Origin of the sequence: Rhizobium laguerreae, from assembly GCF_002008165.1 — a bacterium.
Taxonomy (GTDB): Bacteria; Pseudomonadota; Alphaproteobacteria; order Rhizobiales; family Rhizobiaceae; genus Rhizobium; species Rhizobium laguerreae.
In genome coordinates this window covers 347,598-373,659 of sequence record NZ_MRDM01000009.1, presented here as the reverse complement: position 1 = coordinate 373,659, position 26,062 = coordinate 347,598, and the positions used below count along the sequence as shown (strand labels likewise).

22 protein-coding genes and 3 pseudogenes are annotated in these 26,062 nt (G+C 59.7%); 9 read left to right on the top strand and 16 right to left on the bottom strand.

Annotated features, from left to right (window positions below; all coding sequences use genetic code 11):
- Positions 1–26: 26 nt before the first annotated feature.
- The 4 genes from BS630_RS08010 to ugpB form a co-directional block, all read right to left on the bottom strand.
- Positions 27–1,073, bottom strand: a complete 1,047-nt coding sequence (locus tag BS630_RS08010; protein ID WP_077976977.1) for a sn-glycerol-3-phosphate import ATP-binding protein UgpC — start codon at positions 1,071–1,073, stop codon at positions 27–29.
- A gap of 1 nt (position 1,074) precedes the next feature.
- Positions 1,075–1,923: a sn-glycerol-3-phosphate ABC transporter permease UgpE gene (gene ugpE, locus BS630_RS08005; RefSeq protein WP_025397277.1), complete on the bottom strand. Its 849-nt coding sequence runs from the start codon at positions 1,921–1,923 to the stop codon at positions 1,075–1,077.
- Positions 1,924–1,935: 12 nt separating this feature from the next.
- Positions 1,936–2,820 (bottom strand): sn-glycerol-3-phosphate ABC transporter permease UgpA, encoded by an 885-nt coding sequence (ugpA, locus tag BS630_RS08000; RefSeq protein WP_077976976.1) that lies wholly within the window; start codon positions 2,818–2,820, stop codon positions 1,936–1,938.
- A gap of 64 nt (positions 2,821–2,884) precedes the next feature.
- Positions 2,885–4,207 carry a sn-glycerol-3-phosphate ABC transporter substrate-binding protein UgpB gene (ugpB, locus tag BS630_RS07995; protein WP_077976975.1) on the bottom strand — a complete coding sequence of 441 codons (1,323 nt, stop codon included), beginning with the start codon at positions 4,205–4,207 and terminating at the stop codon, positions 2,885–2,887.
- Between the two features lie 259 nt (positions 4,208–4,466).
- Between ugpB and BS630_RS37915 the strand changes: the two are divergent.
- Together BS630_RS37915 and BS630_RS37910 are read left to right on the top strand one after the other, a co-directional pair.
- Positions 4,467–4,559: pseudogene (locus BS630_RS37915) on the top strand (nuclease PIN); the annotation flags it as partial.
- A pseudogene (locus BS630_RS37910) lies at positions 4,517–4,852 on the top strand (anion permease); the annotation flags it as partial. The pseudogenes BS630_RS37915 and BS630_RS37910, both read left to right, overlap by 43 nt.
- 94 nt (positions 4,853–4,946) lie before the next feature.
- Here BS630_RS37910 and BS630_RS07980 read toward each other — a convergent pair.
- The 11 genes and pseudogenes from BS630_RS07980 to BS630_RS07925 form a co-directional block, all read right to left on the bottom strand.
- The gene (locus BS630_RS07980) at positions 4,947–5,921 is read right to left on the bottom strand and encodes a sugar kinase (RefSeq protein ID WP_077976973.1); all 975 of its coding nucleotides are present in this window, start codon (positions 5,919–5,921) and stop codon (positions 4,947–4,949) included.
- An 18-nt stretch (positions 5,922–5,939) separates the two neighbouring features.
- Positions 5,940–6,755 carry a carbohydrate ABC transporter permease gene (locus tag BS630_RS07975; protein WP_077976972.1) on the bottom strand — a complete coding sequence of 272 codons (816 nt, stop codon included), beginning with the start codon at positions 6,753–6,755 and terminating at the stop codon, positions 5,940–5,942.
- Positions 6,755–7,693, bottom strand: coding sequence for a carbohydrate ABC transporter permease (locus BS630_RS07970; protein WP_077976971.1), 939 nt, complete (start codon positions 7,691–7,693; stop codon positions 6,755–6,757). The genes BS630_RS07975 and BS630_RS07970 overlap by 1 nt, the downstream gene beginning before the upstream one ends.
- On the bottom strand, positions 7,693–9,021 hold the full coding sequence (locus tag BS630_RS07965; protein WP_077976970.1) for an ABC transporter substrate-binding protein: 1,329 nt from the start codon (positions 9,019–9,021) through the stop codon (positions 7,693–7,695). Before BS630_RS07965 ends, BS630_RS07970 begins: the two co-directional genes overlap by 1 nt.
- Before the next feature lie 55 nt (positions 9,022–9,076).
- A complete protein-coding gene (locus tag BS630_RS07960) occupies positions 9,077–9,754 on the bottom strand; it encodes a GntR family transcriptional regulator (RefSeq protein WP_170269071.1) in 678 nt (225 codons plus the stop codon).
- Positions 9,755–9,761: 7 nt separating this feature from the next.
- Entirely contained in the window at positions 9,762–10,646 is an 885-nt protein-coding gene (locus BS630_RS07955) for a dihydrodipicolinate synthase family protein (protein WP_077976968.1), read from the bottom strand.
- A 113-nt stretch (positions 10,647–10,759) separates the two neighbouring features.
- Positions 10,760–12,061: a plasmid replication protein RepC gene (gene repC / locus BS630_RS07950; RefSeq protein WP_077976967.1), complete on the bottom strand. Its 1,302-nt coding sequence runs from the start codon at positions 12,059–12,061 to the stop codon at positions 10,760–10,762.
- Positions 12,062–12,215: 154 nt separating this feature from the next.
- Positions 12,216–13,217: a plasmid partitioning protein RepB gene (repB, locus tag BS630_RS07945; protein WP_077976966.1), complete on the bottom strand. Its 1,002-nt coding sequence runs from the start codon at positions 13,215–13,217 to the stop codon at positions 12,216–12,218.
- A gap of 4 nt (positions 13,218–13,221) precedes the next feature.
- Complete coding sequence (repA, locus tag BS630_RS07940; RefSeq protein ID WP_003562607.1) at positions 13,222–14,415, bottom strand: plasmid partitioning protein RepA; 1,194 nt, start codon at positions 14,413–14,415, stop codon at positions 13,222–13,224.
- A 272-nt stretch (positions 14,416–14,687) separates the two neighbouring features.
- A pseudogene (locus BS630_RS07935) lies at positions 14,688–15,405 on the bottom strand (hypothetical protein).
- A 741-nt stretch (positions 15,406–16,146) separates the two neighbouring features.
- On the bottom strand, positions 16,147–16,899 hold the full coding sequence (locus tag BS630_RS07925) for an SDR family oxidoreductase (protein WP_077976964.1): 753 nt from the start codon (positions 16,897–16,899) through the stop codon (positions 16,147–16,149).
- Positions 16,900–17,251: 352 nt separating this feature from the next.
- Between BS630_RS07925 and BS630_RS07920 the strand changes: the two genes are divergently transcribed.
- The 7 genes from BS630_RS07920 to BS630_RS07890 all read left to right on the top strand — a co-directional run bounded on the left by BS630_RS07920 (position 17,252) and on the right by BS630_RS07890 (position 24,792).
- Positions 17,252–20,887 carry a PAS domain-containing protein gene (locus tag BS630_RS07920; RefSeq protein WP_077976963.1) on the top strand — a complete coding sequence of 1,212 codons (3,636 nt, stop codon included), beginning with the start codon at positions 17,252–17,254 and terminating at the stop codon, positions 20,885–20,887.
- The gene (locus BS630_RS07915; protein WP_077976962.1) at positions 20,884–21,525 is read left to right on the top strand and encodes a response regulator transcription factor; all 642 of its coding nucleotides are present in this window, start codon (positions 20,884–20,886) and stop codon (positions 21,523–21,525) included. Before BS630_RS07920 ends, BS630_RS07915 begins: the two co-directional genes overlap by 4 nt.
- Before the next feature lie 2 nt (positions 21,526–21,527).
- Positions 21,528–21,905, top strand: coding sequence for a response regulator (locus BS630_RS07910; RefSeq protein ID WP_003550117.1), 378 nt, complete (start codon positions 21,528–21,530; stop codon positions 21,903–21,905).
- A 1-nt stretch (position 21,906) separates the two neighbouring features.
- The gene (locus BS630_RS07905; protein WP_077976961.1) at positions 21,907–22,599 is read left to right on the top strand and encodes a response regulator transcription factor; all 693 of its coding nucleotides are present in this window, start codon (positions 21,907–21,909) and stop codon (positions 22,597–22,599) included.
- 194 nt (positions 22,600–22,793) lie between these two features.
- Positions 22,794–23,144, top strand: a complete 351-nt coding sequence (locus BS630_RS07900) for an ArsR/SmtB family transcription factor (RefSeq protein WP_077976960.1) — start codon at positions 22,794–22,796, stop codon at positions 23,142–23,144.
- 325 nt (positions 23,145–23,469) lie between these two features.
- The gene (locus BS630_RS07895) at positions 23,470–24,135 is read left to right on the top strand and encodes a nitroreductase (RefSeq protein WP_077976959.1); all 666 of its coding nucleotides are present in this window, start codon (positions 23,470–23,472) and stop codon (positions 24,133–24,135) included.
- A gap of 84 nt (positions 24,136–24,219) precedes the next feature.
- Complete coding sequence (locus BS630_RS07890; RefSeq protein ID WP_028743053.1) at positions 24,220–24,792, top strand: NADPH-dependent FMN reductase; 573 nt, start codon at positions 24,220–24,222, stop codon at positions 24,790–24,792.
- Positions 24,793–24,864: 72 nt separating this feature from the next.
- Here the strand turns inward: BS630_RS07890 and BS630_RS07885 are convergent, their stop codons facing one another.
- Complete coding sequence (locus BS630_RS07885; protein WP_077976958.1) at positions 24,865–26,052, bottom strand: galactarate dehydratase; 1,188 nt, start codon at positions 26,050–26,052, stop codon at positions 24,865–24,867.
- Positions 26,053–26,062 lie beyond the last annotated feature (10 nt).

The following is a 26,062-nucleotide window of genomic DNA, read 5'->3' as shown; positions in this document are numbered from 1 at the left end:
GTGGGATGAAGAATTAAAAACCGGAGTCAATCTGTGCGTTTTCCGGTATCGCTGTTGAAAGGGTGCATCGCCCCGACACGTGCAAAGACGTCGATATTTGTATTCTCGGCAAAATCCGGACGACCCGGCACGGTCAGGACGACCGTCTGCTGGCTTCCGCGCAATCGCACATGCAGATGGCTTTCTCCCCCGATTGGCTCGAGCAATTCGACCGTCGCATTGAGACGAACGGAAGGCTCTGCCGGCTTGGTGACGAGCAACGCGTCCGGACGAAGGCCGACCATGTCGGTGCCGGCGGGCAATGCCAGGGCACTTGCGCTGTCGGCTGCCCTGAGGACGTCGATCGGCACGAGATTCATAGGCGGCGAGCCGATGAAACTGGCAACAAACAGGCTCGCCGGGCGATCGTAGACCGCCACGGGCGTGCCGACCTGTTCGACAAGTCCTCCGTTCATCACGACCAGCCGGTCTGCCAGCGTCATCGCTTCAAGCTGGTCATGGGTGACGTAAATGCTGGTGGTCTTCAGGCGCCGTTGCAGCCGGCGTATTTCAACGCGCATCTGCACCCGCAATTTGGCATCGAGATTGGACAAAGGCTCATCGAAAAGGAAGGCGGCCGGCTCACGAACGATGGCGCGCCCCATCGCAACACGCTGGCGCTGCCCGCCGGAGAGTTCGCGAGGTTTACGATCCAACATCGGCCCGATTTCGAGGATCTCGGCCGCCTCCGCCACGCGGCGGTTGATTTCCGCCCGTTCGGTGCCGCGATTTTTCAAACCATATTCGAGATTTCCGCGTACGGTCATATGCGGATAAAGCGCGTAATTTTGAAAGACCATGGCGATATCGCGGTCGGCCGGTTCTGCCTTGTTGACATTGCGGCCGGCAATCTCGACATGACCCTCGCTGATGGTTTCCAACCCGGCAATCATGCGAAGCAGGGTTGATTTGCCACAGCCGGAGGGGCCGACGAGGACGATGAGTTCGCCGTCTGCAACAGACAGGTTGATACCCTTGACCGCCGGAACGGCACCATAATTCTTCTTGACGTCGATGATGTTGATCGTTGCCATTTCACTTCTCCGTTTCGACCAGGCCTTTGACGAAAAGGCGTTGCATGGCGACGATGACGAGGACGGGTGGTAGGGCAGCCAGAATGACGGCTGCCATCACAAGGTTCCAGCGCGGCTCGGCATCGGCAACCGCTGCCATGCGCTGGATTCCCATCACAACGGTATAGAAGCTCTGGTCGGTCGTTATGATGAGCGGCCACAGATACTGGTTCCAGCCGAGCACAAACAGGATGATGAACAACGCGGCGATGTTGGTGATCGACAGCGGCAGCAGGATATCGCGGAAGAACTTCATCGGCCCTGCCCCATCGACACGGGCAGCCTCCATGAGTTCGTCGGGGACAGTCAGAAAGAACTGGCGAAACAGGAAGGTTGCCGTTGCCGATGCGATTAGCGGAATGATGAGGCCGCCATAATTGTTCAGCATTCCAAGGTCGGCGACGACTTTATAGGTCGGCACGATGCGCACCTCCACCGGCAGCATCAGCGTGATGAAGATCATCCAGAACGCCAGGGTCCGGAACGGAAACCGGAAATAGACGATGGCAAAGGCCGAAAGGATCGAAATAGCGATCTTTCCGACGGCGACGCCAACAGCCATGATCAGCGAGTTGATCAGCATCGGCCCGATCGGCGGCGCCCCGGAGCTTGTCATTCCCGACGACAGCATCGTCGAATAGTTCTCGATGATATGGCTTCCCGGTGTCAGCGGCACGACGCCAGACAGGAAGTCGTTTGGGCCGTGGCTCGATGCGATGAAAGCCACATAGACCGGAAATACGACGATCGTGACGCCAATGATGAGGACAAGGTGCGCCAGGAAATTCAGGAAAGGGCGATTTTCAACCATCCTCGGGCTTCCTCAATATTGCACGCGGCGTTCGATGAAACGGAATTGCACCGCGGTCAGAGCGATGACGATCACCATGAGAATGACCGACTGCGCCGCCGACGAGCCCAAATTCAGTCCGATGAAGCCATCGAAATAAACCTTGTAGACAAGGATCTCGGTTGCCCGCGCCGGTCCGCCCTGGGTGGTCGCATGAATGATGCCGAACGTATCGAACATCGCGTAAACGATGTTGATGACAATCAGATAGAAGGTCGTCGGCGAGATCAGCGGGAACACGATCGTCCAAAAACGCTTCACTGGACCGGCTCCGTCGATGGCCCCGGCTTCCTGAAGCGAGCGCGGGACGGATTGCAGCGCAGCCAAGAAGAACAAGAAGTTATATGATATCTGCTTCCACGTCGCCGCGATCACGATCAGGACCATGGCGTGGTCGGGATTGATTAGGTGGTTCCAGTTGATCCCCATCGTACGCAACATATAGGCGACGATACCGATCGACGGATTGAACATGAACCACCAAAGAATGCCAGCGATCGCGGGAGCGACGGCATAGGGCCAGATGAGCAAGGTCGAATAAATTCGAGAGTTGCGCAACACGCGCATCGCCGCTGCAGCCAGGAGCAACGCGATCGCCGTCGACAGGACCGTCACGAGAATAGCGAAGACGAGCGTGTGGCCGAAGGCATTGATGTAGATCGGATCGGCAAAGAGCCGGCGATAGTTTTCGAACCAGACGAAATTCGTTTTGAAGCCGAAGGCATCCTGGCGCAGGAAAGATTGCCAGAATGCAGTCGCCGCGGGCCAGAGGAAAAATACCACGGTCACGAAAATTTGGGGTGCGATGAGCAGGTAAGGCAAAAGCTTGTTGGGAAATACGGTCCGTTTGGTTTGCATGGAGCCTCACACTGACGGATGGGAAACGGGGGCCGGCTCTCACCAGCCCCCGTCGCGGAGCCCATTAGTTGGCGGACTGAAAGTCGCGAAGCTGTTCGTTGCCTCGTGCGACCACGGAATCAACCGCTTCCTTCGCCGTCTTCTTACCGCCCAGCAAGGCTGCAAACTCATCGTCGATGATACCACGCACCTGAACGTAGTTGCCGAACCGGATACCCTTCGAATTGTCGGTGGGTGTCACCCGCGTCAGTTGCTTGATGCCGATATCTGCTCCCGGATTCTTCTCGTAATAGCCCTGGTCCTGGCCCAGCTTATACGCAGCCTCGGTTATCGGCAGGTAGCCCGAGAACTGATGCCAATCGGCTTGGACTTCCGGCTTCTGCAGGTAGGTGAAGAATTTCGCGACCCCCTTGTACTCCTCTTCCGGGCGGCCTTTCAGCGTCCAGAGCGTGGCGCCGCCGATAATCGAATTGAGCGGCTGCGGAATGACGTCGTCATAGTAGGGAAGCGGCGCAAACCCGACCTTGAAAGCCTTCGCGTTGTTGATGACACCGGCCCGGCCGGCCGAGGAATTCATGTACATCGCACATTCCTGCGAATAGAACATCGGAGGAGCGTTATCGCCGCCGCCAGGTCCGCCGAATTTGAAGAGCCCCTCGTCCTGCCACTTCTTCAGATTGCCCCAATGGCGGATCGTCAGATCGTTGTTGAAGGTGAATTCCGCGTCCAGGCCGCCAAAACCGTTGGCCTTGGTGGAGTATGGCTTGTCGTGCAAGGCATTGAGGTTTTCGGTCTGGATCCAGGAAATCCAGGCGCTGGTAAAGCCGCATTTGGCAGCGCCGGACTTCATGATCGTCCGCGAGAAGGCCTCGACGTCCGCCCATGTTTTCGGCGGTGTTTCCGGATCGAGCCCCGCTTTTTGGAAGACATCCTTGTTGTAATACATGATCGGCGTCGAGGAATTGAACGGCAAGGACAAGACGTTGCCGCTGGTGTCCGAGTAGTAGCCGACGACCGGGGCAATGAATTTGCTCTGGTCCCAGGCCTCCCCCTCGTCCTTCATCAACTGGTAGACGGGATAGACCGCACCCTGTGCTGCCATCATGGTGCCGGTGCCGACTTCATAGACCTGGACGATTGCCGGCTGCTGGTTGGCACGAAACGCCGCGATCGCGCCGGTCAGCGTCTCGTCATAGGTGCCCTTGTAGACCGGCACGATCTCATAATCGGACTGAGACGCGTTGAACCCCTTGGCGATCTGTTCAAGCTTCGCGCCATTCTCGCCGCCCATTGCGTGCCACCACTGGATCTTCGTGGCGGCCAAAGCCGGGACGGATAACGAAAGGCTGGTCAGTCCTGCGGACAGGAAAAAAGCGATCTTGTTCATCCTCACTCCCACTTGTTGTCGGTTCATAGCCTCCCGCTACGAACGTGAGCCGATCGTAACAGGCGAGTTTCACTTTGCAAATATGAAATGTTCATATGAACATTTGATGACACCAAGCCCGACGGTCATAAGGGGCCGCTGGCTGGAAGTATGAGTTTGAGTGGCCGATCGATTTGCGCGCTGGCCCTGCTTTGGGAAACAGCCTTTCACGGGCAGCGGCGTGCTTTGTGGCAGTTTTGCGACACTCGATGGAGCGCAGATGCTCACCTGGTTCCGAAAACTGATGCCGCGGGAAGAGCGCTTCTTCGATTTATTCGCCCAACACACAAAGACCGTCGTCGGTGCGGCGAAGCCCTCCAGTTTCTGTCCGCCTCTCTCCATTCCCTCGGCCATGGGCAATGACGCTCGAAAGACAATGTCCTATATTCGCAAGGATAATTGGCGGTGATTTCCATGTACCGCCCTTGGTCGTCCTTTCATGCCAAAGTGCAACTGCACTCGGTGCGCTTTTCGATCCCATGGCGGATTGTCCACGCGACGGGATCGAAGATTACGCGTCTCAACCCAATGCAGGGCTTTTGCGCCGAAACAGGCGGAGCTCTGACATTGCTTGGCGTAACCTGGCCAGATATCCCGTTTTCGACCCACATATGGCGGGCAACATTGTTGTTGTCGGGTGACACTCCCCGTCGCTGCGATCATTTTCAGCCATAGACCATTGGCTTTCGGACCGCTTCCATCAACGATCCCTCATCTTGGTCATCGGCACGTCCCAATCCCGCAGGCCATCGCAGACCTCGACTCTGCTGGGCGCGCCGGTACGACCGCCGAATACCTGGCATTTGAGCGCCGCCGCCATGGATGCCCAGCGCATCGTCTCTTCGATCGGCAAGCCTTCGGCGACAGCCAGCGCGAAAGCGCCATGAAAGATATCGCCGGCTGCGAGCGTATCGACCGCCCTCACCTTCGGAGCGGCAAGATGGGCGATTTCGCCGGTTCGGTCCTCGAACCAGAAAGAGCCATTTTCGCCCGCCGTGACGCTGACGAAAGCTTGCTCGAACTTTCGTTTCAGAAGGCCGACGACCTTCACCAGCTCGGCTGCACCCGCAAGGCGCTCGGCGGCCGGCTGCGAGAATACGATGTGGCTGGCCGCCGGTGCAAGCATCTCGATCACGCCATCGGCTGCGACATCGCCATCGAGAATGGCCGGTTTGCCCGCCTCTCGCGCCGCAGACAGCGTCCGCAATGCAAGCTTCGGCCACCGGACGTCGACCAGCACCGCATCGAAAGAAGAAACGTCCTCTATTGTGACCGGCTTGACTGTCTCGTGCAGGCCCGCATCGTAGAAAGGCACAATCAGGCGCTCGCCCTGATCATCGACGAGAATGGTCGAGACGGCCGAGCGGGCGCCGTCCACGCGCAGCATGCCGCTCGTGTCTATGCCGCTGTTGCCGAGGTCGGCAATGATGCGTTCGCCGGTGGCATCGTTGCCGACTGCGCCCCAGAGGCTGGCATTGCCGCCCAGCCGGGCGACCGCAAAGGCGGCGCTCGACGCCATGCCCTCGGCGATCTGCAGCATGTCGTAGGGCAGAATTTTGCCCTGGCCGGCGGGCAGAGAGCGGACCCGAAACAGGGTATCCATCACCGCCGCGCCGACACAAAGAACGCGGCGCGCCGGGCCGGGAGGCGCTTCGAAGGCAGAAGAAGTCGTCAAGTTCGTTGTCTCACCCGCTTACTTGACGGCTCCGGCCGTCAGACCCGCCACGATCTGCCGTTGCGCAAACACCGTCAAGATCAGCACGGGCAAGGTGACGATCAATGCGGCTGCGGCGAGCGGACCCCAACTGACCTGTTCGAAAGACAGCATGTTATAGACCGCGACAGGAAGCGTGCGCGTCTCGCGGCTGGCGAGCACGATGCCGAAGACGAAGTTGTTCCACGAGAAGATGACTGACAGGATGAAGGCGACGACGATGCCCGGCCTGGCGATCGGCAAGGCGACCAAGCGGAAAACCTGCCACGGTGTTGCGCCGTCGATGCTTGCAGCCTCCTCCAGCTCCATCGGCGTCGTCTCGAAATAACCGATCATGATCCACACGACGATCGGTACGGTGACGACGAGATGGATGATGATCTGCGGCAGGAGCGTGCCGAGCAGGTTCAGCCACTGGAATAGCAGGAAGAGCGGTATCAGGAAGGAAAGGCCCGGCGTCATGCGCGCGATCATGATGACCATCGCGGACTTCTCCGCCTTCAGCCGCGCGATGCCATATCCGGCGGGCACGCCGATCAGCAGCGCCAGAAGCGTGGCAGCCCCCGTCACCAGCACCGAATTCCAGAGATAGAGGAAGAAGTTGTTCTCTTCGAAGACCTTCAGATAATTCGACCAGGCTAAGCGCTCCGGGATGAAGACCGGCGGATAGGCGCCGTTGTCGATCTCATATTTCAGCGACAGGGAGATCATCCAGAGGAAGAACAGGACGACCGGCGAGATCATCACCAGGGCAACAAACAGCAGTCCGACGCGATCGAGCGTCTTGCGCTTCATCAGCGTGCCTCCCCGTCGGACCAGTTCACGCGCTGCCGGAGCATCATAAGGACGAAGGAGAGCAGGACGATGAGGATGAAGAAGACAACCGCCATCGCTGAGCCATAGCCGATATCGTAGTAGGCGAAAGCAGTGTTGTAGAGATAGATGTTGATCGTCTCCGACGCCGTGCCGGGACCGCCTTGGGTCATGGCATAGATGATGTCGAAACTTTTCACCGCATCGATACTGCGGATGATCACGGCAATCATCAGGAACGGCGCGATCATCGGCAGCGTCAGATAGCGGAATTTCTGCCAGACATTGGCTCCGTCGATTTCAGCACTTTCATAGGGCTCACGCGGAACCGCCGCCAGACCGCCGAGCACGATCAGCATGATAAGCGGCGTCCACTGCCAGGTCTCGACCAGTACCAGCGACGGGATGACGCTGCTCTGATTATAGATCCACTCCTGCGGGCCGATGCCGATGAAGGAGAGGAGATAGTTGAGGACGCCGAGCTGCGGATGGTACATCATCGTCCAAACGAGTGCGATGGCCACGGGCGTGGCCATCATCGGCATCACGAATATGCCGCGGATAAGACCGCGCAACGGAAATTGAGCGTCGAAGATGAGCGCTGCGAGCGTCCCTAGAAAAAGGGGGACGACCACGGAAAGCGTCGTATAGAGCACCGTATGCCACAGCGAATCCCAGAAGCGCGTGTCCACGACCAGCCGCGCATAGTTGTCCAGTCCCGCAAAGACCTGGGACTGGCCAAGCGTCCAGCTGTTGACGCTCATCCAAAGGGTAAACACCCATGGAAAAACAATGACGGCCGCAATGACGATCAGCGCCGGGATAACGAAAGGCCAGTAGTTAGGAGCAAACCGATCCGGTTTGCTCCTTCCTTTCGACGTCTTGGCCACTGCGGCCGTTTCGATGCTTGTCGAGGCCATTATCCCTCGCTTTTCGCCAGGACAGGTTCGAACTGTGCCGTCGCTGCCTTCAGCTCGGTTTCGGGATCGGCGCCGCCGATCATGTTGGTGAGACCGACACCATAGACGTCGCGGAACTCGGTGACCGGAATGATGACCGGCAGCGCGAGCTGCGAGATCTTGCCGGAACCGACGACGGCATCCAGCCAGGCGCCCGGCATCTTGACGCCTTCGCGGACCTTCGCATCCTCGAGGACGGACTGGCGGAAAGGAACGCCGGCGCCGGCCTGCAGCAGACGTGCGCCCATTTCATGCGAAATCGCCCATTGGCAGAAGAGGTACCCGGCTTCTTTCTTCTGGCTTGCCGCGACGACGCCAAGACCGTCGCCAAAAGTGCCTGCGGCTTGTGCCTTCGGACCTTTCGGCATGATGCCGTAACCGACCTGGCCGACGACGCGTGACTTTTCCGGATTCTCGATCGGCGGCGCAAAACCGACGCCGTCCAGCCACATGCCGATCTTGCCCTGCAGGAAGGCCGACTGCGCCTCGGCCCAGTTGAAGCCAGAAACGCCGGGAGGGGCGGTCTTGGTCATCAGTCTTTGATAGAGCTTGGCTGCATCGATCGCTTCTTGCGATGTCGTGCGCAGCTTGCCATCCGGACCGAGCGGGCTCGAACCATAGCCAAGCAGCAGCGACGTCCAGACCGGCGTATTGGCGTTCTTCAGGCCGCGGGCGACGAAGCCGTAGGTGTTGGTGGAAGGATCGGTGAGCGCCTCCGCAGCACTGGCGAGTTCTTCGAACGTCGTCGGGTAGGCGAGCCCCTTCTTCTCGAACAGCGTCTTGTTCCAGTAGATGATCCAGTAATCGACCGAGAATGGAAGCGAACGCAGAACGCCGTCCGGATCTCTGGCAAAAGTCAGGCCGGCTTCGGCGAAGTCGCTTTCAACCAGAGACGGGTCGGTCAGAGAGGGGTCCTTGAGAAAACCGCCGATATCGGCAAGCCAGCCGCCCTTTTCGAACTGCCGCTTCTGGACGTGGTAGCTCATGTGCACGACATCGAAGCTCGGCTTGCCGGAGCTCAGCTCGATGGTCGTCTTCTGACGCTGCTGTTGTTCGGGCGTCGCTTCGGCATTGACCTTGATGCCGGAGAGCTCCTCGAATTCGGACAAGTACTTCAGAAGTATTTCGCTGCGCGGGCTCTTGACCAGGTTGACTTCCAGCGTCGTACCGGCAAAGCGCTTCCAATCAACGGCAGCCGATGCCAACCGCACGCCGAGCATGCTGCTGGCGCCAAAAGCGGCCGTAACTGCCAGAAAGCCGCGTCTCGTCGGGTTCAAAAACGATGACATGTGATTCCTCCTCCTTTTGCCGGCGATCTCCTCATCGCCGGCTGTTTATTTCCGATTATATCCTGAGCGCACGATCTCTTGCATGATTGATATGTGCGACAAGGCTGTTGACGGCGTCCTCCGCCGATCGTCGTTCGATCGCCTCGAGCACCTTCAGGTGCTCACCCATGACAGGTCCGACGTGACCATCGATGCGAAAACGGTCCTGACTGATCAGGCGCATCTTGATCGAGTTCACCCGGTAGGCGTTCGAGATGATGGTATTTCCCAAAGCATCGATAAAGGCATCGTGCATGCCCCAATCGACAGCTTGTGCGTGCACTTCCAGTTCGTGCGATCCATCGCCATTTCGAATGGCGTCGGCAATATCCCGATGCTGCTTCAGGAGCCCGGCGACGGTCTCGTCAGATGCAGAGCGGGTGAAAAGCGCAACCGCTTCCTTCTCCAGGAAGACGCGCAGCTGGAACGCCTCGCGAATGAGGTTCAGGTCGATATGAGCGATCTGCAAACCCCGCTGTGGCACCGTCTTGATCAGCCCTTCGGCTTCGAGCCTCGGGATGAGTTCGCGGATGGCGCCAAGCGTCAGCCCTGTCAGCTCAACGAGGCGGCGCTGCGAAACGAACTGGCCGGGGCGCACGTCACGCGCAAGAAGGTGGCGTGTGAAGCTCTCATACGCCTTTTCCCGCAGTGTCGGCTGCTCGTCCGTTCCGTCCATCGCCTCCCCCAGAAACATCTCCGACCTATGCCGCTTTCGAGCGGAAAAGAGTGTCGAACGCAAGAGCGAGTTGCGCCTGCCCTTCACCGGATATTGAGACGAGTGGTGGTCGAACCGCAAGCCAGATTTCATCCGACGTCAGGTGAGCGACCATCGCTTTCACGGCGGCGGTCACCGGAAATTTCAGCAGTTCGGCCACGAAATTCTCGACGCGAGGATCGTCCATGCCTTTCTCCGCCATCAGCTTGACTTCGCGAGGTACGAAATTCGCCATGCCGGAGATCGCACCCTGGCCGCCAAGCCGCACGCCCTTCGCCAGGTGACGTTCGTCCCCCACCAGGATGACGAGATCGCCATGCGCCTTCAGTAGCGTTTCGGTAAAAGGCCAATCGCCGGAGGAATCCTTGACGCCCGTTACCACGTTGGGAAAGGCGGTCCGCAGGCGGCCGATCAGCGAAACAGTCAGCGGAACCATGGTGACCGAGGGAATGTTGTAGACGATAATGTCTCGCGCCTTGTCGCCAAGGATGGCGAAGACAGCCGAGAACCACTGGAAGACGCCATCGTCACTGACGTTCTTGAAGTAGGAAGGAGGAGCAAGAAGGATATTGCGGGCTCCCTTGGAAAGCGCATGGCCGGCCTGCATCGCCGCATCCTCGGCCGCGTCGACCAGCACACCGACGATGATCTGCTTTGCGGCTATCCCACTATCGAGCAAGGAAGCGAGAACACGCTCACGTTCCCGCGTGCCGATGGAAGAACCTTCACCCGTCGTCCCGAACAGGGTCACACTCGAGCACCCCGCAGCGAGGCTTCGGCGTGCCTGCTCGATGATCGCCCCAATCGCGATATCGCCATTGCTGTCGAATGGTGTGGCGAGAGCGACCGAGAGCCCGAATTTTTGTGTCAAATATGCTTCCTCCCAAAGAATGGATCAAGTGTAGCAAACTAACATGTTAGATGTAAAGAGGTGATTGCGCACTGCCTCGCTGCACGAATATCGAGGCAGTCGCTTTCTCACGATCAACTGGCATGCTTCGCCGTTGGCCCGTTCGCCCGCACGAGCGCCATCAGCATCGGGCCGATCGCAAATTCGCCCCTCTCGGTCCTTCGTGTCAGATCTCTGAGATAACCGCCGGGCGAGTTGATGTGCCCTCCCCTTTCCAGGATGCAAGCGATCACGGTTGCGGCGTTTTCCGGCCCCATGCCCGAGCAGGCTTCCTCATAGGCCGAGGGGCTGACGCCGAGCATCGACCGCACGACGACGGCGGCCGACATCAGGTCTCGCCAATTGCCGATGCTTCCGCCAGGCCCGTAATCGAGAATACTGGGGCAGGCCTGGAGGACGAGGCCGAGCGGGAAGGATTTCAGGCCTGGTCCGGCGCCCGGATCGGCCGCGCCCCCCGCGCTGCTCGTCCCGCCGGAAGGCTTTTGCTGTTTCAATCTTCGTTCGTCTGACGGCCCGGCGTTCGGGTCGTTATCGGCCGCTGCCTTTTCGCCCTGCTTCGGTTCGAAGCTTGGTTCAAGTTCATAAGGGGAGTGGGGATTTGAATTCTGTTTGTGATGCTCAATTTGAGACTCATTGGCGTTCATTTTTTTTGCTTTTATCCGTCTTTCCAGCATGTTGACGATCTCGGCGCGCAGCAGCCCCATCTCGTCGAGCAGCGGCGCCAGGTCTTCGGCGGTCGCCACGCGTGGAATTCGGGCAAGAAGCGCTCGAAACATCGCCGAAATGCCCTCCCAATCACCGGAAATCCCTTCTTCGAGCGCGGTCGCTATCAGCTTGGAGATATCGCGCCGGCACACCGTCAGGCGTTCCCTTGTCACCCGTAACAGCTCCCGGTCGGCAACCGCCTGAGCGGCCAGGCTTTCGATTTCGACAGCACGGGCCAGAAGCGGTGCGACGCTGAAGCCGAAGGCCTCGCCTATAGCCCCTGCTCTATCGCGGCGCGCATAGCGCTTTCCATTCGGGCTGTCCTTGCGCAGGATCAGGCCGGCCTCGACCAGGACGGCAAGATGCCGCCTGAGGGTGGCTGGGGTCATGCCACGAGCGCGCAACGAAAGCTGCGCATTCGACGGGAAGACGATCAGTCCCTTTTCCTCGGAGATCTCGTCGTCAGGGTAGAAGGTCAAAAGCGCGTCGAGCACCGTCAGCGCCCGATCGGTGACGCCAAGCGCCGGCCGTGCTTCGCAGATCGCCCTGAACAGCTTCCATTTGCTGCGTTTCATCCCCGGCTCGATGGTCTCGGCCAGTTGCTGGCTTGCCAGCATGCCAAGCGACATCGGCCGCCGCCCGAAGGGCGTCGTCACATATCCACTCTCCATTTGCCTTCACCTTCGTTCAGGCAAAAGAAAACCATCCACCAATTTGGTGCCTAAGACGCTTGACTGTGATTCGTGGAAATGCGATTCTTGATGTGCTTAAGATCTGAGAAGGGCTTCCACGGCGTCGTCGTTGGGGGCCTTTTTCTTTTGCGCGCTACGCTCCTCTGTCCTTGTTGAACTCCTGGAACAGGCCCTTCAGCCTTTCCTGGACGAATAGATCGAAACCGGGCGCGGTCTTGCCGTCGAAGACGAAGGTCGCACCGGATGCTGTCTTCTTGATCATGACAGGCACGCCGCTAACCTGGGTTTTGGCCACCGCCGGCTTCGGCGCGGCCGTCTTCTTCGTCGCCAGAACGAGTGCCCGGTGAAACCGCTCGTCGCTCGAAATTTTGCGCGCGTCGTCCGCGGACAACTCCGCGATGATCTTTTCGACGTCGGCTTTCTCAAGCCGCTCGCCCAGTTCCAACCATCGCCGGCGGCCGATATCAGGTGCGGCACCGATGGCGTTGACGAGCTCCAGAGGGACCTGCCGGATGACGATCAGCATTCTCGACAGCGCCGCCTTGTCCACGCCGAGAGCCGCCATAATCACATCGCGGCCAAAGCTGCGTTCCTCGAGCCGCGATGCGAAGAGCGCGCGCTCGATGTAGGAGAGATTGGTTCGAGCGCTGTTTTCCTGTCCCTGGCTGACGACCAGTTGACCGTCGGTGAGATCGCGGACGACCGCACGCACCCGGATGCCAATCTCTCGGGTGGCCGCCAGGCGCCGATGGCCGTAGGCGACCTGATAGCGTCCCCTGGTTTCCGGATGCGGGCGGACAAGGATCGGAACCTGCTGCCCATGCTCGCGGATCTGCAAGACGAGCTGCGCGAGTTCGGCCGCATCGATCGCCAATCGATCACTGACGAAGGAAGCGTCGATCAGGCCGGGATCGAGTTCGACGATAGTCTGGCCGGTGGCAAGCTGCCGTTCCAGCTCACTCGCCCGCTCCATTTTCTCGGTAATGTTGCCAAGCGTCTTGGTAATGCCGCCGACCGGCGCGGCACTGCGCTCCTGCGGCACGAATCCGGCGATGGGACGATTGTCGCGCGGCGCGACCGCATCCGCCCTTGCCGGGTTCGGAGCGGAAATTTCGATGAGGTTCTTGCGCGCCATCTATCTATTTCCTTCCCCAGGTCGAGCGAATATGCGCTTCGATCTCGCCATTCACGAGGTTGAGGGATTCCAGTGCCCGATCGTAGGTTCCGCGTGTGAACTGCGACCGCTCGACCTCGTAGAGTGTCTGCTTGGTGACGCCGGCGTCGGCGACCGCCGTCGACTTCACCATGGCGTTGTGGAGCATTCGATTGCCGAAGATCGCCCGCATGAAGCCTGTCATCTGGCTTTGCGGTCCGTCGTTCGGCTCGAACCGCGTCACGAGATAGCGCATCCAGTCATAGCTGGTACGCCCGCCGGCCTTTTCCACGACCGACATCAGCTCACTCGTCATCGTCAGAAACTGCGACATCGACATCACATCCAGCATCTGCGGGTGGACCGTGATCAAGACCGAGGTGGCCGCGCAGAGCGCCGACATCGTCAAGAACCCCAGTTGTGGCGGGCAGTCGATGACCACGACGTCGTAAAGGCTTTCGATCTCCGTCAGGACCTCGCCGATGCGGGCAAAGAACATCGTCTCCGCCGTACCCGACGCCATCGCCTTTGGGGTCTCGTGCTCGAATTCCATCAGCTCGAGATTGCCCGGAATGAGATGCAGATTGGGCGTGTAGGTGGCGCGCACGATGTCGGCGATGGGGCGCGGATCCTCATATCGGATCGCACCGTAGATCGTTTCGCCCTCTCCGACGTCGAACTCCGGCTGATGACCGAACAAGGCGGACAAGGAGGCCTGCGGATCGAGGTCGACGGCGAGCACGCGGTAGCCCCTGAGCGCCATGAACTGCGCTAGATGGGCCGCAGTGGTGGTCTTGCCCGAGCCACCCTTGAAATTCATGACGGAGATGATCTGGAGTTTTTCGCCCGGCCGGCGGGCCGGCACATATTTCGGCGTTCCGTTTCGCTCGTCGAGGACCCGGCGAATCCGGTCCATATCGGTTGCACTGTAAAGCCGCCGTCCGTTTGCGAGCGGATCGGGGCCGTGGCCGTCCGCGGCCACCTGGCGGAGATAACCTTCGCCGATGCCGATGAAGGCCGCAGCTTCCGCCGGCGAAAATGTTCTGATGGTCTTTTGCGAGAGCGGGGGAAAGATTTTTGCCTGATGCTGCTGAAGTTGATAGGATAACTCCTTCGCATCTGTAGCCAGAAGCGATGGGAGGTGCTCTTGATCGTCTTGAAGAGCAAGACTCGGCTGCATGATCTTCTTCCCAGGTAACTGCGCAATTTTGAACGAAAGCGCTTCAGTTGCGCAGTTACTATATGCCTCGATTCGTTACCAATTTACAAATGCTTAACCAAACCGCCCATTTCAGCCCGCCAAGACAGCTTGCGACATGAGCCAGATTTCAAGTGATTCGCGCATTGCCGATGACTCGAAGTGACTGATAACTACGGTGGCTTTGCAACCACTCGGAGGTCAATCATGTCACCCTATAAGCAATATTTATCAATAGCTTGGGCGCTACATCTCTATTTCCCATCGTCCTTCAGGTAGTTGTTGCCGTTGATCACCAGAAGCCCGTCGGAACCTTTGTCGGGTTCGAATATGCTCATGGTTTGGTCCTACCGCTGGCGTCGGTCAGATCGAGGCGATAACCGGAAAGCTTGTAGCGTCCGCTTGCTCCCGGCCGGTTGCTTGACGTAGTGACGCCCGATTGCGATCCGCCGATTTCGTTCGCCATCGAGGCGCCCGACCAGCCTGTGCGTTCGAAAGTACCGTTTCGATGAAGCGTCAGCGTATGGCTGGACGCCACCAATCCCGATGAGGTCGCAGTCAATGCCGCTCGAGGCGAAGGTGGATACCCATTCGCCGTCGAGCGTCGTGCCCTCATCAAACGGCGGCACGGCGCGGTAGTCTGCGTCGACAATCAACAGGTCCTCACCTTTTTTCGAGAATCATGCCGGCCTGCAGGGAACTGCGCGCTGCCGGGAGCGGCTTGGTGATCTGAATTAGAGCATTGCCGCGCTTGTCGTCCTCCGTTTCCGGAAAATCTTTCTGCAGCATGAACAGATTGCCCTTGCCGGCTTTCCTCCAGCCGGAAGCGGCATCGGGCAGGGTCACCGTCAAGCCGCCGATATCGGCGGGTGCGGCGAAGGATTGAGGGCTGGACAGTAGGGAAACGAGGACGAGAATGAAACCGAAGCCTGATCTCACCCGACCGACCCGATCGATCTGTGCGTTGCCCATGTGCGCCTCCCCTCCTTTTCGACCGCTGCCGACGGGATTTGGAGCGGGGTGCGACTAGTTCAGCCCTGAGCTTCATGAAGGTTTCCTGAATGCTTCGATGTGGTGAACCCCGGCGACTTAGGTGAAAACATCCGAACCTCCGGCGTCGCGCCCCTCGACCTTCCGACGGACGCCGTCCTCAGCATCGGGCGGCAGGGTGCGCCTCAGGATCACGGGTCTACACCGGCCCAACATTGACTTACCCGGCAAATGAATGTTTGCCATCCCTTGTTTTGCAGTGCACAATATTTGCTGTTAACAGGGATGTGAGCCGGTGAGAATTTGCATCTACAAATCAGATGAAGCTCCTGAAGTGACGCTGTTCTTGCGAGAGGGCGTACCGGTGCCCGCACATCCGAAGAGCCAAAAGTGGCGGCACATAAAAGCGGTTGTTGGCGAAGAGGTAAGGGCCGACCTTCTGACCCAGATAGAGATCGGCAATGGATGTCTTTTTGTCAATCTTGGGGCATCCCCGAAACACTGATCTAGGCGGCTGGGCTAAACGCTGCTCAACCGACACGGAATATGCTCGCTCGTTGTTGTACCCGCCGCCAATCTTTCAGGAGGCAAGCCTTCCCCCCCCCCGTTCATCTCTATTTAAAGATTGCGGTGAGCCTTTGAGGGTTCTAGTCGCAGCCAGATGAACGTTCTGCGGCGGGTCGATTTTAAGTCTCCAACCGGCCGGAAGAAAAGCCGCGCGGCCTACTCCCCCATCGATTGGTAGAGCCAGTCGGAAAGCGTCTGGCGCGCCACGCGCGCATCGGCGCCGGGAATCAGGGCGTCGTCGGTCAGTTCGACGCCGAAATACGACGTGGATTGATCGGTTATCACCTGGCGTTCGTCTTCGTTCGCGGCGAGATAGATCCGGGCGATTTCATCGATGCCGAACTGCTCCGGGCCGCCGATTTCGACGACATCGCCCGAGGGAGCGCCGGCGGCCAGTTCCGCCAGGAATGCGGCGACATCCCCGGCTGCGACCGGCCTCATCAAGGCCGATGGCAATCGAAAGACATTGCCTTCAACGCCGATGTCGATCAATCCGTTTATGGACTCGTAAAATTGCGTGGAGCGGAGAATCGTATGAGGTCGACCTGAAGCGCGGATCAGATTTTCCTGCACCATTTTCGCGCGAAAATAGTCGCTCTCCACGAGGCGCGGCGTGCCAACGACGGAGAGTGCGAGATAGTGCCGGATGCCGGCTTGCCCCACAGCTGCGAGCAAGTTCTTCGTCGACGCCTTGAAGAAATCGAACGCCGAACTGTCACCGAACGATGCGGCATTGGTTACGTCAACGACGATTTCGGTTCCCGCCATTGCCGCTTCGAGACCCTTGCCGGACACCGTATCGACGCCCAGCGACAATGATGCGGCCGTGACGTCATGGCCCGAGCGGCGCAGCTTCTCGCTGAGCCGGGTTCCGATGAGACCGCTTGCTCCCACCACCATGATTTTCATGTCTGCATCCTCTGTTGCATCTCGTTCGCAATGCCTCGCGCGGATCGACAATGGCCGGAAAGCCGCGCGCCTTCCATCGTGCTTGAGGTCCGGCGCCTTAGACCTGTGGCATAGCGGAGGCAGCCCAAGGTCTAGTCTGTGCCATCGGAAGGAGGGAAGAGCCTTCGGATTGCGCGTTCGCCCCCGAAAATTCCGGCTACATTCCCGCGCAATGCATGGGTTTCCATGAGTTGCGGTTGTGGTGTCGCGGGATTACGGTTTGAAGATGAGCGCTCCCGCCCCGAAATCGAGAACGACCGCTTCAGGAAATGCTGACGATCCCCCGGTTCTCTCGGTCCGGCAGGAGCAGTGGATGCTGAGCGTTTGGTCGCACCGTCCCCAGTTCCTGCATCTGGGGCTTTTCTTCCTCGCCTATGTACTCGCCTGCGGCTTCGCACAGTCGCTGGCAATCGTGCCGGGAACGGGTATTTCCATCTGGCCTCCGGGCGGGCTTTTCGTGGCTACGCTCATCCTCGCCTCAAGGCGCAGCTGGCCATGGTGGATCCTGTCGGCTTGCCTGGCAGAGATGTTCAGCAATTTCCTGTGGTTCTACAGCCCCGTGCCCGCGGCCTTCCTGATCTATGTCGGCAACGCTCTCGGAGCGGTGGTCGCGGCATGGCTGGTGAACCGGACCTTGAAGCACCCTGTTCATATGGAAACTCTGCAGGAAGTTCTCACATTCGTCGTCCTGGCTGCCGGAATCGCACCGATCGTGAGCGCGACCGTGGGAAGTGCGACGCTCGCCTGGTTCGCGATCCAATCACAATCCTTCGCGACGGCCTGGCCACTATGGTGGATCGGAGACGCAACCGGGGTTCTGATTGTAGCGCCGCTGGCGCTGGTGCTCTTTCACAGCTGGCGCGGCAAGACTCAGTTCTCGACCGCGCAATGGGTGGAAGCCTGCGTCCTGGGGCTCATCTTTCTCGGTGTCGCGGCTCTTTCGCTCAGCGGCTATCTTCCCTTCGCCTATATCATCATGCCGCCTCTTCTTTGGGCGGCGGTCCGTTTCGAGTTCAAGGGTGCTGCCGTATCGCTCGCCCTGCTCGCTCTAATCACGGCGGTATTTACGGTAACCGGCGCCAGCCAATTTGTCGGCGACGCCGAGTCCCAGAAACACAAGCAGATCATGCTGCAGCTGTTTTTGGCCATTTCGGCATTTTCGGCGCTTATCGTTGCCGCCATATCCCGGCAGCACCAGCTGGCGGTGCTGACGTTGCGCCAAAGCGTGGAGACGTTGCGCGACCGGGAGCGGGAACTCTCTCAGCTCGTGGACATGGTGCCGAGTCATGTCTGGCGTCTGACGCCCGACGGCGAGCCGACCTTTTTCAACAGGCGGATGGTCGATTTCCTCGGTCTCGACGTGGCGGACTCGGACAGGCCAGGCATCAGCCGACTGGAGGCGGTCCTGCAGGCCATCGTTCATCCCGATGACGCAGCCGGGTTCAGGGACGCCCTTCGCCATTGCCTTGCAACCGGGGAGAGCTTCGTCATGCGGTATCGGCTGCGGCGCGCCGACGGTCTCTATCACTGGATGTCGAGCCGCGCCGAGCCGATGCGCGATCAGGCCGGCAACATCGTCCAGTGGTACGGGCTTTGTCACGATATCGACGATCAGGTGCATGCCGAAGAGACCGTGCGCCGGAGCGAACGGCAGCTTCAACAGATGATCGATGCCGTGCCGGTCCGCATTTGGAGCGTGGAACCAACAGGCGGATCGATCTACTTCAACAAACGCTACCAGGATCATTTCCACGCCGTCATCGCCAATTTTGACGCGCAGGCCGAACCGCGCATCGATGAACTCCTGCAGCACCTGGTCCATCCCGAGGATGCGTCCGAAGTGCAGCGCACGCTGCACACCTGTTTCGAAACCGGCGGCGGCACCACCATGCGGTTCCGCTGGCTTGAAAAGGACGGCGTCTATCGCTGGGCGGAATGCAGAGTGGAGCCTCGGCGTGACGACCACGGAACGGTCGTGCAATGGTACGGTGTCTCCCTCGACATCGACGAGGAGGTGCGTGCGCTGCAGGCGTTGCGCGACCGAGAGCGCGAGCTCTCGCAGCTCGTGGACATGGTCCCGGTGCAGATCAGGCGCCTGACGCCGGAAGGCGAGCCGGTCTTCTTCAACAAGCGCCTGATCGACTTTTTCGGTCTCGATGTTGGCGATATGGACAAGCCAGGCATGAGCCGCCTCTCGTCGGTCATTGAAACCCTCGTCCATCCCGATGACGCATCACGATTGCTGGAGACGGTTCATCATTCCCTCGCCAGCGGCGAGCCCTTCTCGATAAAATATCGCATGCGCCGTTTCGACGGAGCCTATCGCTGGGTCGATGGCCGAGCCGAGCCGCTGCGCGATCAAAGCGGCGCGATCATGCAATGGTATGTCATATCCGTCGACATCGACGATGAGATGCGCGCGCAGGAAGCATTGCGCGACCGAGAGCGAGAGCTTTCGCAACTCGTGGACATGGTTCCGAGCCTGCTCTGGCGGCTCAATCCGGAAGGCGCTCCGACTTTTTTCAACCAGCGCCTGATCGATTTTCTGGGTCTCGACATCGCCGACATGGAAAAGCCGGGTGTCAGCCGGCTGGCAGCGCTCATCGAGGCCGCCGTCCATCCCGACGATGCCGCCGGCCTCGAGCAAGCGCTCAACCATTCCTTCGCCACCGGGGAGCGCTTCTCCAGTCAGTATCGCCTGCGGCGCGCCGATGGCGTCTACCGCTGGGTGAAAGGCAGCGCGGAGCCGTTGCGGGATCAGAGCGGCCGGATCGTCCAATGGTATGGTCTGTCGCATGACATCGACGATCAACTGCGCGTCGAGGAGGCACTGCGGGAGAGAGAGCGTTCGCTTTGGCAGCTCGTTGAAACGCTGCCGGCAATGATCGATTGCGCAGCACCTGATGGAGAACCGATCTATCGCAGCCAGCAACTGCGCGACTTCCTCGGTTATAATCTCGAAGAGCTGGATGGAACGGACAAAACCCGGCTGGACGGCACACTCGATGCCGGTGTTCATCCCGACGATTTGGCAGGTGTCAAGGAAAACTATGCCCATTCATTATCCACTGGCGAGCCCTATGCGCGTAGGCACCGTCTGCGGCGCCATGATGGTGAATATCGCTGGGTCGAGACCCGTGCGGCACCGATGCGCAATGCCGAAGGCGTCATCGTCCAGTGGAATGTCATCTGCCTTGATATCGACGGTGAGGTTCACACGGAGGAAGATCTGCGTCGAGCGCGAGAGGGTCTTGCACGGGCGAGCCAAGTGGCGAGCCTGGCCGAACTTTCAGCCTCCATTGCGCACGAGGTGAACCAGCCGCTCGCGGCCGTCGTGGCCAACTCACACGCTTGCCAGCGCTGGCTCATGGCCGAGCCGCCGAATATGGAGCGGGCACAGAGGACGGTCGAGCGCATCATCCGGGATGCCAACTCGGCGGCGGATGTCGTCAGCCGCATTCGCGCTCTGTTCAAGCAATCCGTAGACAGGAGGACCCCATCGACGCTCTCCGGTATCGTCAACGAAGCGCGCAACCTCATGGCCGACGAGGCCTGGCGTCGTCACGTTCGGATGGAGGTGGAGGTCGATGCCGCCCTTCCGCTCATCGCAATCGACCGCGTCCAGATCCAGCAGGTTCTCATCAATCTCATCCGCAACGGCATCGAGGCAATGGACGCCACGACAGGCGACAGGGTCATTGAAATCCGCGTGCGCCAGATCGGGAATATCCTCCAGACCGAGATCAGCGATCGCGGCCAGGGCATCGAATTTCCCGAAAAGATGTTCGAGCCGTTCTTCACGACGAAGGAAAACGGCATGGGCATGGGCCTGGCCATCTGCCGCTCGATCGTCGAACTGCACGGCGGACGATTGTGGGCCGAGAAGAACAATCCGTGCGGAGCGACGTTGATCTTCACATTGCCTATTGAAACGAAGGCGGCGCCATGACGGCCGACGACCATATCGTCTTCATCGTCGACGACGATGAACGTATCCGGGAAGCGCTCGTCGAGCTGCTGGACTCGCACGGCATGCACGCCATCGCCTTCGAATCGGCCTGCGACTACGTGAGAGCGGACAAGCCGGATGTGCCCGCCTGCCTCGTGCTGGATATCGAGCTGCCTGACATCAACGGTCTCGATCTGCAGAGACAGATCGCCGACAGGGATCATCCGCCGATCGTCTTCATTACGGGACATGGCGACATTCCCTCCTCCGTGCGTGCGATCAAGCATGGCGCGGTGGACTTCCTGACCAAGCCGTTCAGCGATGCGGATCTCATGGCGGCAATCCACGCGGCGATTGCTCAGGATCGGGAAAAGAGAGCCGAGCGCGCCGAGATCGACATGCTCAGACAACACTATCTCGACCTGACGCCGCGCGAGCGCGAGGTGCTGCCGCTCGTCGTCAGCGGCCTTCTCAACAAGCAGGCCGCAGCCGAACTGGGGATCAGCGAAGTCACGCTGCAGATCCACAGAAGAAACGTGATGCAGAAAATGGCCGCGGCATCGCTCGCCGATCTGGTGCGGATCGCGGAGAGATTGGAAATACCGATAACCCACTCGCGCAGAGTGGGAGGGAATTGAACATGAACAAGACAAGACATGTCGTGGCAATTGTCGATGACGATCCAAGGTTGCTTGAATCGATGGGCGACCTTCTGGAATCGGCGGGCTATGTGGCCCGCAGCTTCTCATCGGCGGGATCGCTGCTCGTCAACGGGCTGTCGGACCTCGACCTGCTCATCACCGATATCGGAATGCCTGGCATCGACGGCTTCGAACTTCGCGACCTCGTGAGGAAGTCGCGTCCGGAGCTGCCGGTATTCATGATCACGGGCCGACACGAAATAGCGGATCAGGGACGCGCTCAAGGCGCGAGCGGATTTTTCCGCAAGCCCTTCGATGCCCAGGCCTTGCTGGCGGCCATTGCCAACGCTTTGCATAAATCGACAGATGGAGGGTGACATGAGAGTTGACCAGCCGTTGCCGCGGAGATCGGCGCCGTTATCATTGCAGTACAGTTATGAAGAGACCCAGCCGCTTGTCATTATCGTCGATGACGACGCATCGGTTCGCGAGGCGCTGTCGGAGCTGATCCTGTCGGCGGGTTTCCAGTCGACCAGTTTTGCTTCGACCCGAGAATTGCTTGACGCCGATATCTTGGACTGCCCCGGCTGCCTGATCCTCGACGTGCGCATGCCAGGCGCAAGCGGCCTTCACCTGCAGAGCCATCTGGCCGAAAACGGCATTTCTAAGCCGATCATCTTCCTGACCGGGCATGGCGACATCCCGATGACCGTCCAGGCGATGAAGGCCGGCGCCGTGGATTTTCTCACGAAGCCGGTGCGGGACCAGACGCTGCTCGACGCCGTGACTGCCGGCATTGCGATGGATGCCGAACGACGGGCCGAAGCGGCGATCACCAAGCGCAATATCAAGCGCCTGGAGACACTGACGCAGCGCGAGCGCGAAGTTCTGCATGAAGTAGCGCGCGGCCGCCTCAACAAGCAGATCGCCTTCGACCTCGGCATCAGCGAGGTGACGGTCAAGCTGCATCGCAGCAATGTCATGCACAAGATGGAGGCGACCTCCATCGGCGAACTGATCCGGGCCTGGGAAACACTGCCCGCACAAATGCGCCAGGTCGGCCCGCGCTAGTAGGCGAAGGATGCCGGCCTCGAATACGATCTGCCGCTGTCCATTTGATGCGCCCCGTATCCGATTCGCGCCGGAAAAGACGATACGGCGCCGATAATGGGTTTCGGCCCCGCACCCATGCGTTATCTCTAAATTAAAGTTCGGGGATATGACCTGGTGGTGCCCGGCTTTGGTTCCCTAAAGGAGATCTCGCCTTGAACAATCAACCGTCAGCTGCGCCTTCCCCTGAAACCAACGCCTTCGACAACGAAGCTAATTTCCTGTCGGCCATGGGGAATGCCAAACGGCTTCACATTCTGCATCTGTTGGCCGAAGGCGAAATGTCCGTGTCCGTACTGGCTGACGAGGTGGGATTGAGCCAATCTTCGACTTCCCAGCATTTGGCAATTCTTCGAGAACAGGACCTCGTGCAAACGCGAAGGGCTGCCCAGACGATCTACTATTCACTTCAATCCGACGCGGCCAGAGCGATGCTCGACACGCTCGCCGACATCTTCGGATGGTACCCTCACACCGAAATAGCACGTGCGCGAGCCGTGGAATAGCACGTGCGCGAGCCGTGGGCGCCTGACAAAGGCGAAGCGTTGCTCTTGCGGCTTATGATTGGCGCCGCGGCAACGAAGAACACCGCAATGGTGAAGACCGCGGTTTCGAAGAAGATGACTGCCGTTCAATGGGCGTAAATCCAGGGCCTGGATGCAATCGCGCGGGGTCCCGCGATGCTTCGCCCACATTCCCCTCGAACGCCTCGATCCCTGATGTACGATTGATGTACGCCTCCTAGACGACGGTGTGATTACGCCTCCATTGCGAATGGAGATAATGAACCACATCAGGAAAGGGAACTGTCAGGAGGAGACGACCATGAGTATGGACGTATATGAGGCAGTCACAAGCCGACGGGCGGTGCGCGGATTCAAAGGCGAGCCAGTGAAAAGGGAGGTGCTTGAGCGGGTGCTGTCCGCCGCAGCTTGGTCGCCGTCAGGATCGAACATCCAGCCGTGGAACACCTATGTGATGACCGGCGCACCGCTGGCTGAGCTCAAGACGTCCGCCGTCGAGCGCGTGGCCCATGGCGACGCCTGGGACAAGCGGCAGTACGAGATGTACCCGCCCGTGCTGAAGTCCCCCTACGGGGAGCGCCGATCCGCCTTCGGCAAGGAGCGCTACAGCGCGCTCGGCATTGCGCGCGAGGACTGGGAGACGCGCCAGCGGGCAGCGATCGCCAACTGGAACTGTTTCGGCGCGCCCGCCGCCCTGTTCTGCTACATCGACCGTGACCTGGGCCTGGCCCAATGGGCCGACGTCGGCATGTATCTGCAGACCGTCATGCTGCTGCTCCGCGCCGAAGGTCTGCACAGTTGCCCGCAGATGGCGTGGTCGCAGGTTCGCGAGACGGTCGCAGAAGTCCTGTCACCCCCGGACGAGCTCATCCTCTTCTGCGGCATGTCGATCGGGTACGAGGATCCCACGGTCAGTTACACCCGCACAGGCCGCGCCCCGCTCGACGAGACGGTCACATTCGTCGGCGATTAGTTGCCTGCGATCGAAGGACAAGAGACCCTTCTTTGATTTTTGCGTATGATAGATCCTTTATCATGCGAGATATTGGAGACCGCCATGACCACGCATAAAGTAGGCTATCTCATCGGCAGCCTCGCAAAGGGCTCGATCAACCGCAAGCTCGCGAAAGCGTTGGTTCGGCTCGCGCCGCCGGAACTTGAAATGTCGGAGATATCCTTCAAGGACCTGCCGCTCTACAGCTACGACTACGACGCCGACTACCCTCCGGCTGGCAAGGCATTCAAGGCGGCAATCGCGGCCGTCGACGCCGTGCTGTTCGTCACGCCCGAATACAATCGATCCATACCCGGCGGGCTGAAAAACGCCATCGACTGGGCGAGCCGCCCTTACGGCACCAACTCGTTCACACGCAAGCCGTCAGCGGTGATCGGCACGTCGCCGGGTGCGATAGGCACGGCAGTCGCCCAGCAGAATTTGCGCAGTGTGCTCAGTTTCTGCAACTCTCCCCAGATGAATGCCCCGGAAGCCTACATCCAGTTCACACCGGGGCTGATCACCGATGACGGCGAGGTCACCAACGACAAAACCGCCGATTTCCTTCGCACTTACATGCGGGACTTCCATGTCTTCATCGCAAGGGTTCGCTCAGTGCTGCCGAAAGATGCCTAGAGCCGTCGCCCTGCAGGAGCTGGCCGCGCCATCCGGGCGGTCAGCTCCTGTTTTTTAAAGCGGGCAATGCCCTCAGGCGAAGGCGTAGGAGCCGTCGGGTCGCTTCGGCACCCGTCGCTGCCAATGAATGTAGCCTTCCTCTTCCATCGCCTTCTCGTCCATTTCGACGCCCCAGCCCGGCCGGTCGGGACGCAGCTCCAGATAGCCGTCCTTCGGCAGATAGGGATCGACGACATAGCGGGTTTCCCCCTCCCGCTTCTCGATATCGAGGCCGCCATAGACATAGGCCTGTCCCTTTGGCAGCCGGTATTCGAGGATGCGGAAATTCTGCGCCGCCGCCGAAAAATGAACGTTGACCGCCGTGGCAAGCGGACCCATCGGGTTATGCGGCGCCACGCCGACGAAGAAGGCTTCGGCGAGTGTGGCGATGCGGCGCATTTCGCTGATGCCGCCGACGACGCAGATGTCGGGCTGGATGAGGTCGGCGCCCTTGACCTGCAGCAGCCGCAGGAACTCGTTTCTGTTATAGAGCGACTCGCCGGTCGCAAGTGTGCAGTTGAGCCCCTGTTTCAGGTCGCCCCAAGCCTCGATGTTCTCGGGACGCAGCGGCTCCTCGAAAAACAGCGGGTCATAAGGCGCCAGCGCATTGCCGAGCTGGCGAGCGGCGATCGGTTCGAAAATCTTGGCATGGGCATCGAAGGCGATTTCGTATTCGTCATTGACCGTTTCGCGAAGCGAGCGGAAATAATCCGCCGAGGCTTTCACGACATTACCCCAGCGGTTGGAGTGCATGTCGATCCGCCAAGGGCTGAGCTTGAAGGCGGTGAACCCCCATCCCTCCTTCAGGCGGTCGAATTCGTCGCGGGCCGCCGGCGCATCCGGCGCGGTATAGACACCGGCATAGACCTTGATGCGGTCGCGCACTTCGCCGCCGAGCAGCTTGTAGACCGGGACATTCACCGCCTTGGCCGCAAGGTCCCACAGGCAGTGATCGAGCGCCGAGATCGCGGCAAGGCCAAGCGCCCCCGGCGGAAAGCGGCTCTGCTGGATCAGCAGATTGACGAGATACTCCACGCGTGTCGGGTCCTGGCCGGAGACAAATCCGAAGAGATAATCGAGCAGCGGCGGCAGCGCCTTGTCGGGGCCGTGATTGTAGCATTCGCCCCAACCCGTCAGCCCGTCATCGGTGTCGAGCGCGACGATCACGCGCGGACGGTCCTTGTCGCGGGTCATGAAAACCCGCATGCGGTCGATCTTCATCTTTCTGTCC

Coding starts and splice junctions, on each gene's coding strand:
- BS630_RS08010 (WP_077976977.1), bottom strand. CDS start 1,073: ATGGCAACGATCAACATCATCGACGTCAAGAAGAATTATGGTGCCGTT.
- ugpE (WP_025397277.1), bottom strand. CDS start 1,923: ATGGTTGAAAATCGCCCTTTCCTGAATTTCCTGGCGCACCTTGTCCTC.
- ugpA (WP_077976976.1), bottom strand. CDS start 2,820: ATGCAAACCAAACGGACCGTATTTCCCAACAAGCTTTTGCCTTACCTG.
- ugpB (WP_077976975.1), bottom strand. CDS start 4,207: ATGAACAAGATCGCTTTTTTCCTGTCCGCAGGACTGACCAGCCTTTCG.
- BS630_RS07975 (WP_077976972.1), bottom strand. CDS start 6,755: ATGAAGCGCAAGACGCTCGATCGCGTCGGACTGCTGTTTGTTGCCCTG.
- BS630_RS07970 (WP_077976971.1), bottom strand. CDS start 7,693: ATGGCCTCGACAAGCATCGAAACGGCCGCAGTGGCCAAGACGTCGAAA.
- BS630_RS07965 (WP_077976970.1), bottom strand. CDS start 9,021: ATGTCATCGTTTTTGAACCCGACGAGACGCGGCTTTCTGGCAGTTACG.
- BS630_RS07960 (WP_170269071.1), bottom strand. CDS start 9,754: ATGTTTCTGGGGGAGGCGATGGACGGAACGGACGAGCAGCCGACACTG.
- repC (WP_077976967.1), bottom strand. CDS start 12,061: ATGGAGAGTGGATATGTGACGACGCCCTTCGGGCGGCGGCCGATGTCG.
- repB (WP_077976966.1), bottom strand. CDS start 13,217: ATGGCGCGCAAGAACCTCATCGAAATTTCCGCTCCGAACCCGGCAAGG.
- repA (WP_003562607.1), bottom strand. CDS start 14,415: ATGCAGCCGAGTCTTGCTCTTCAAGACGATCAAGAGCACCTCCCATCG.
- BS630_RS07925 (WP_077976964.1), bottom strand. CDS start 16,899: ATGAAAATCATGGTGGTGGGAGCAAGCGGTCTCATCGGAACCCGGCTC.
- BS630_RS07920 (WP_077976963.1), top strand. CDS start 17,252: ATGCTGAGCGTTTGGTCGCACCGTCCCCAGTTCCTGCATCTGGGGCTT.
- BS630_RS07915 (WP_077976962.1), top strand. CDS start 20,884: ATGACGGCCGACGACCATATCGTCTTCATCGTCGACGACGATGAACGT.
- BS630_RS07910 (WP_003550117.1), top strand. CDS start 21,528: ATGAACAAGACAAGACATGTCGTGGCAATTGTCGATGACGATCCAAGG.
- BS630_RS07905 (WP_077976961.1), top strand. CDS start 21,907: ATGAGAGTTGACCAGCCGTTGCCGCGGAGATCGGCGCCGTTATCATTG.
- BS630_RS07895 (WP_077976959.1), top strand. CDS start 23,470: ATGGACGTATATGAGGCAGTCACAAGCCGACGGGCGGTGCGCGGATTC.
- BS630_RS07890 (WP_028743053.1), top strand. CDS start 24,220: ATGACCACGCATAAAGTAGGCTATCTCATCGGCAGCCTCGCAAAGGGC.
- BS630_RS07885 (WP_077976958.1), bottom strand. CDS start 26,052: ATGAAGATCGACCGCATGCGGGTTTTCATGACCCGCGACAAGGACCGT.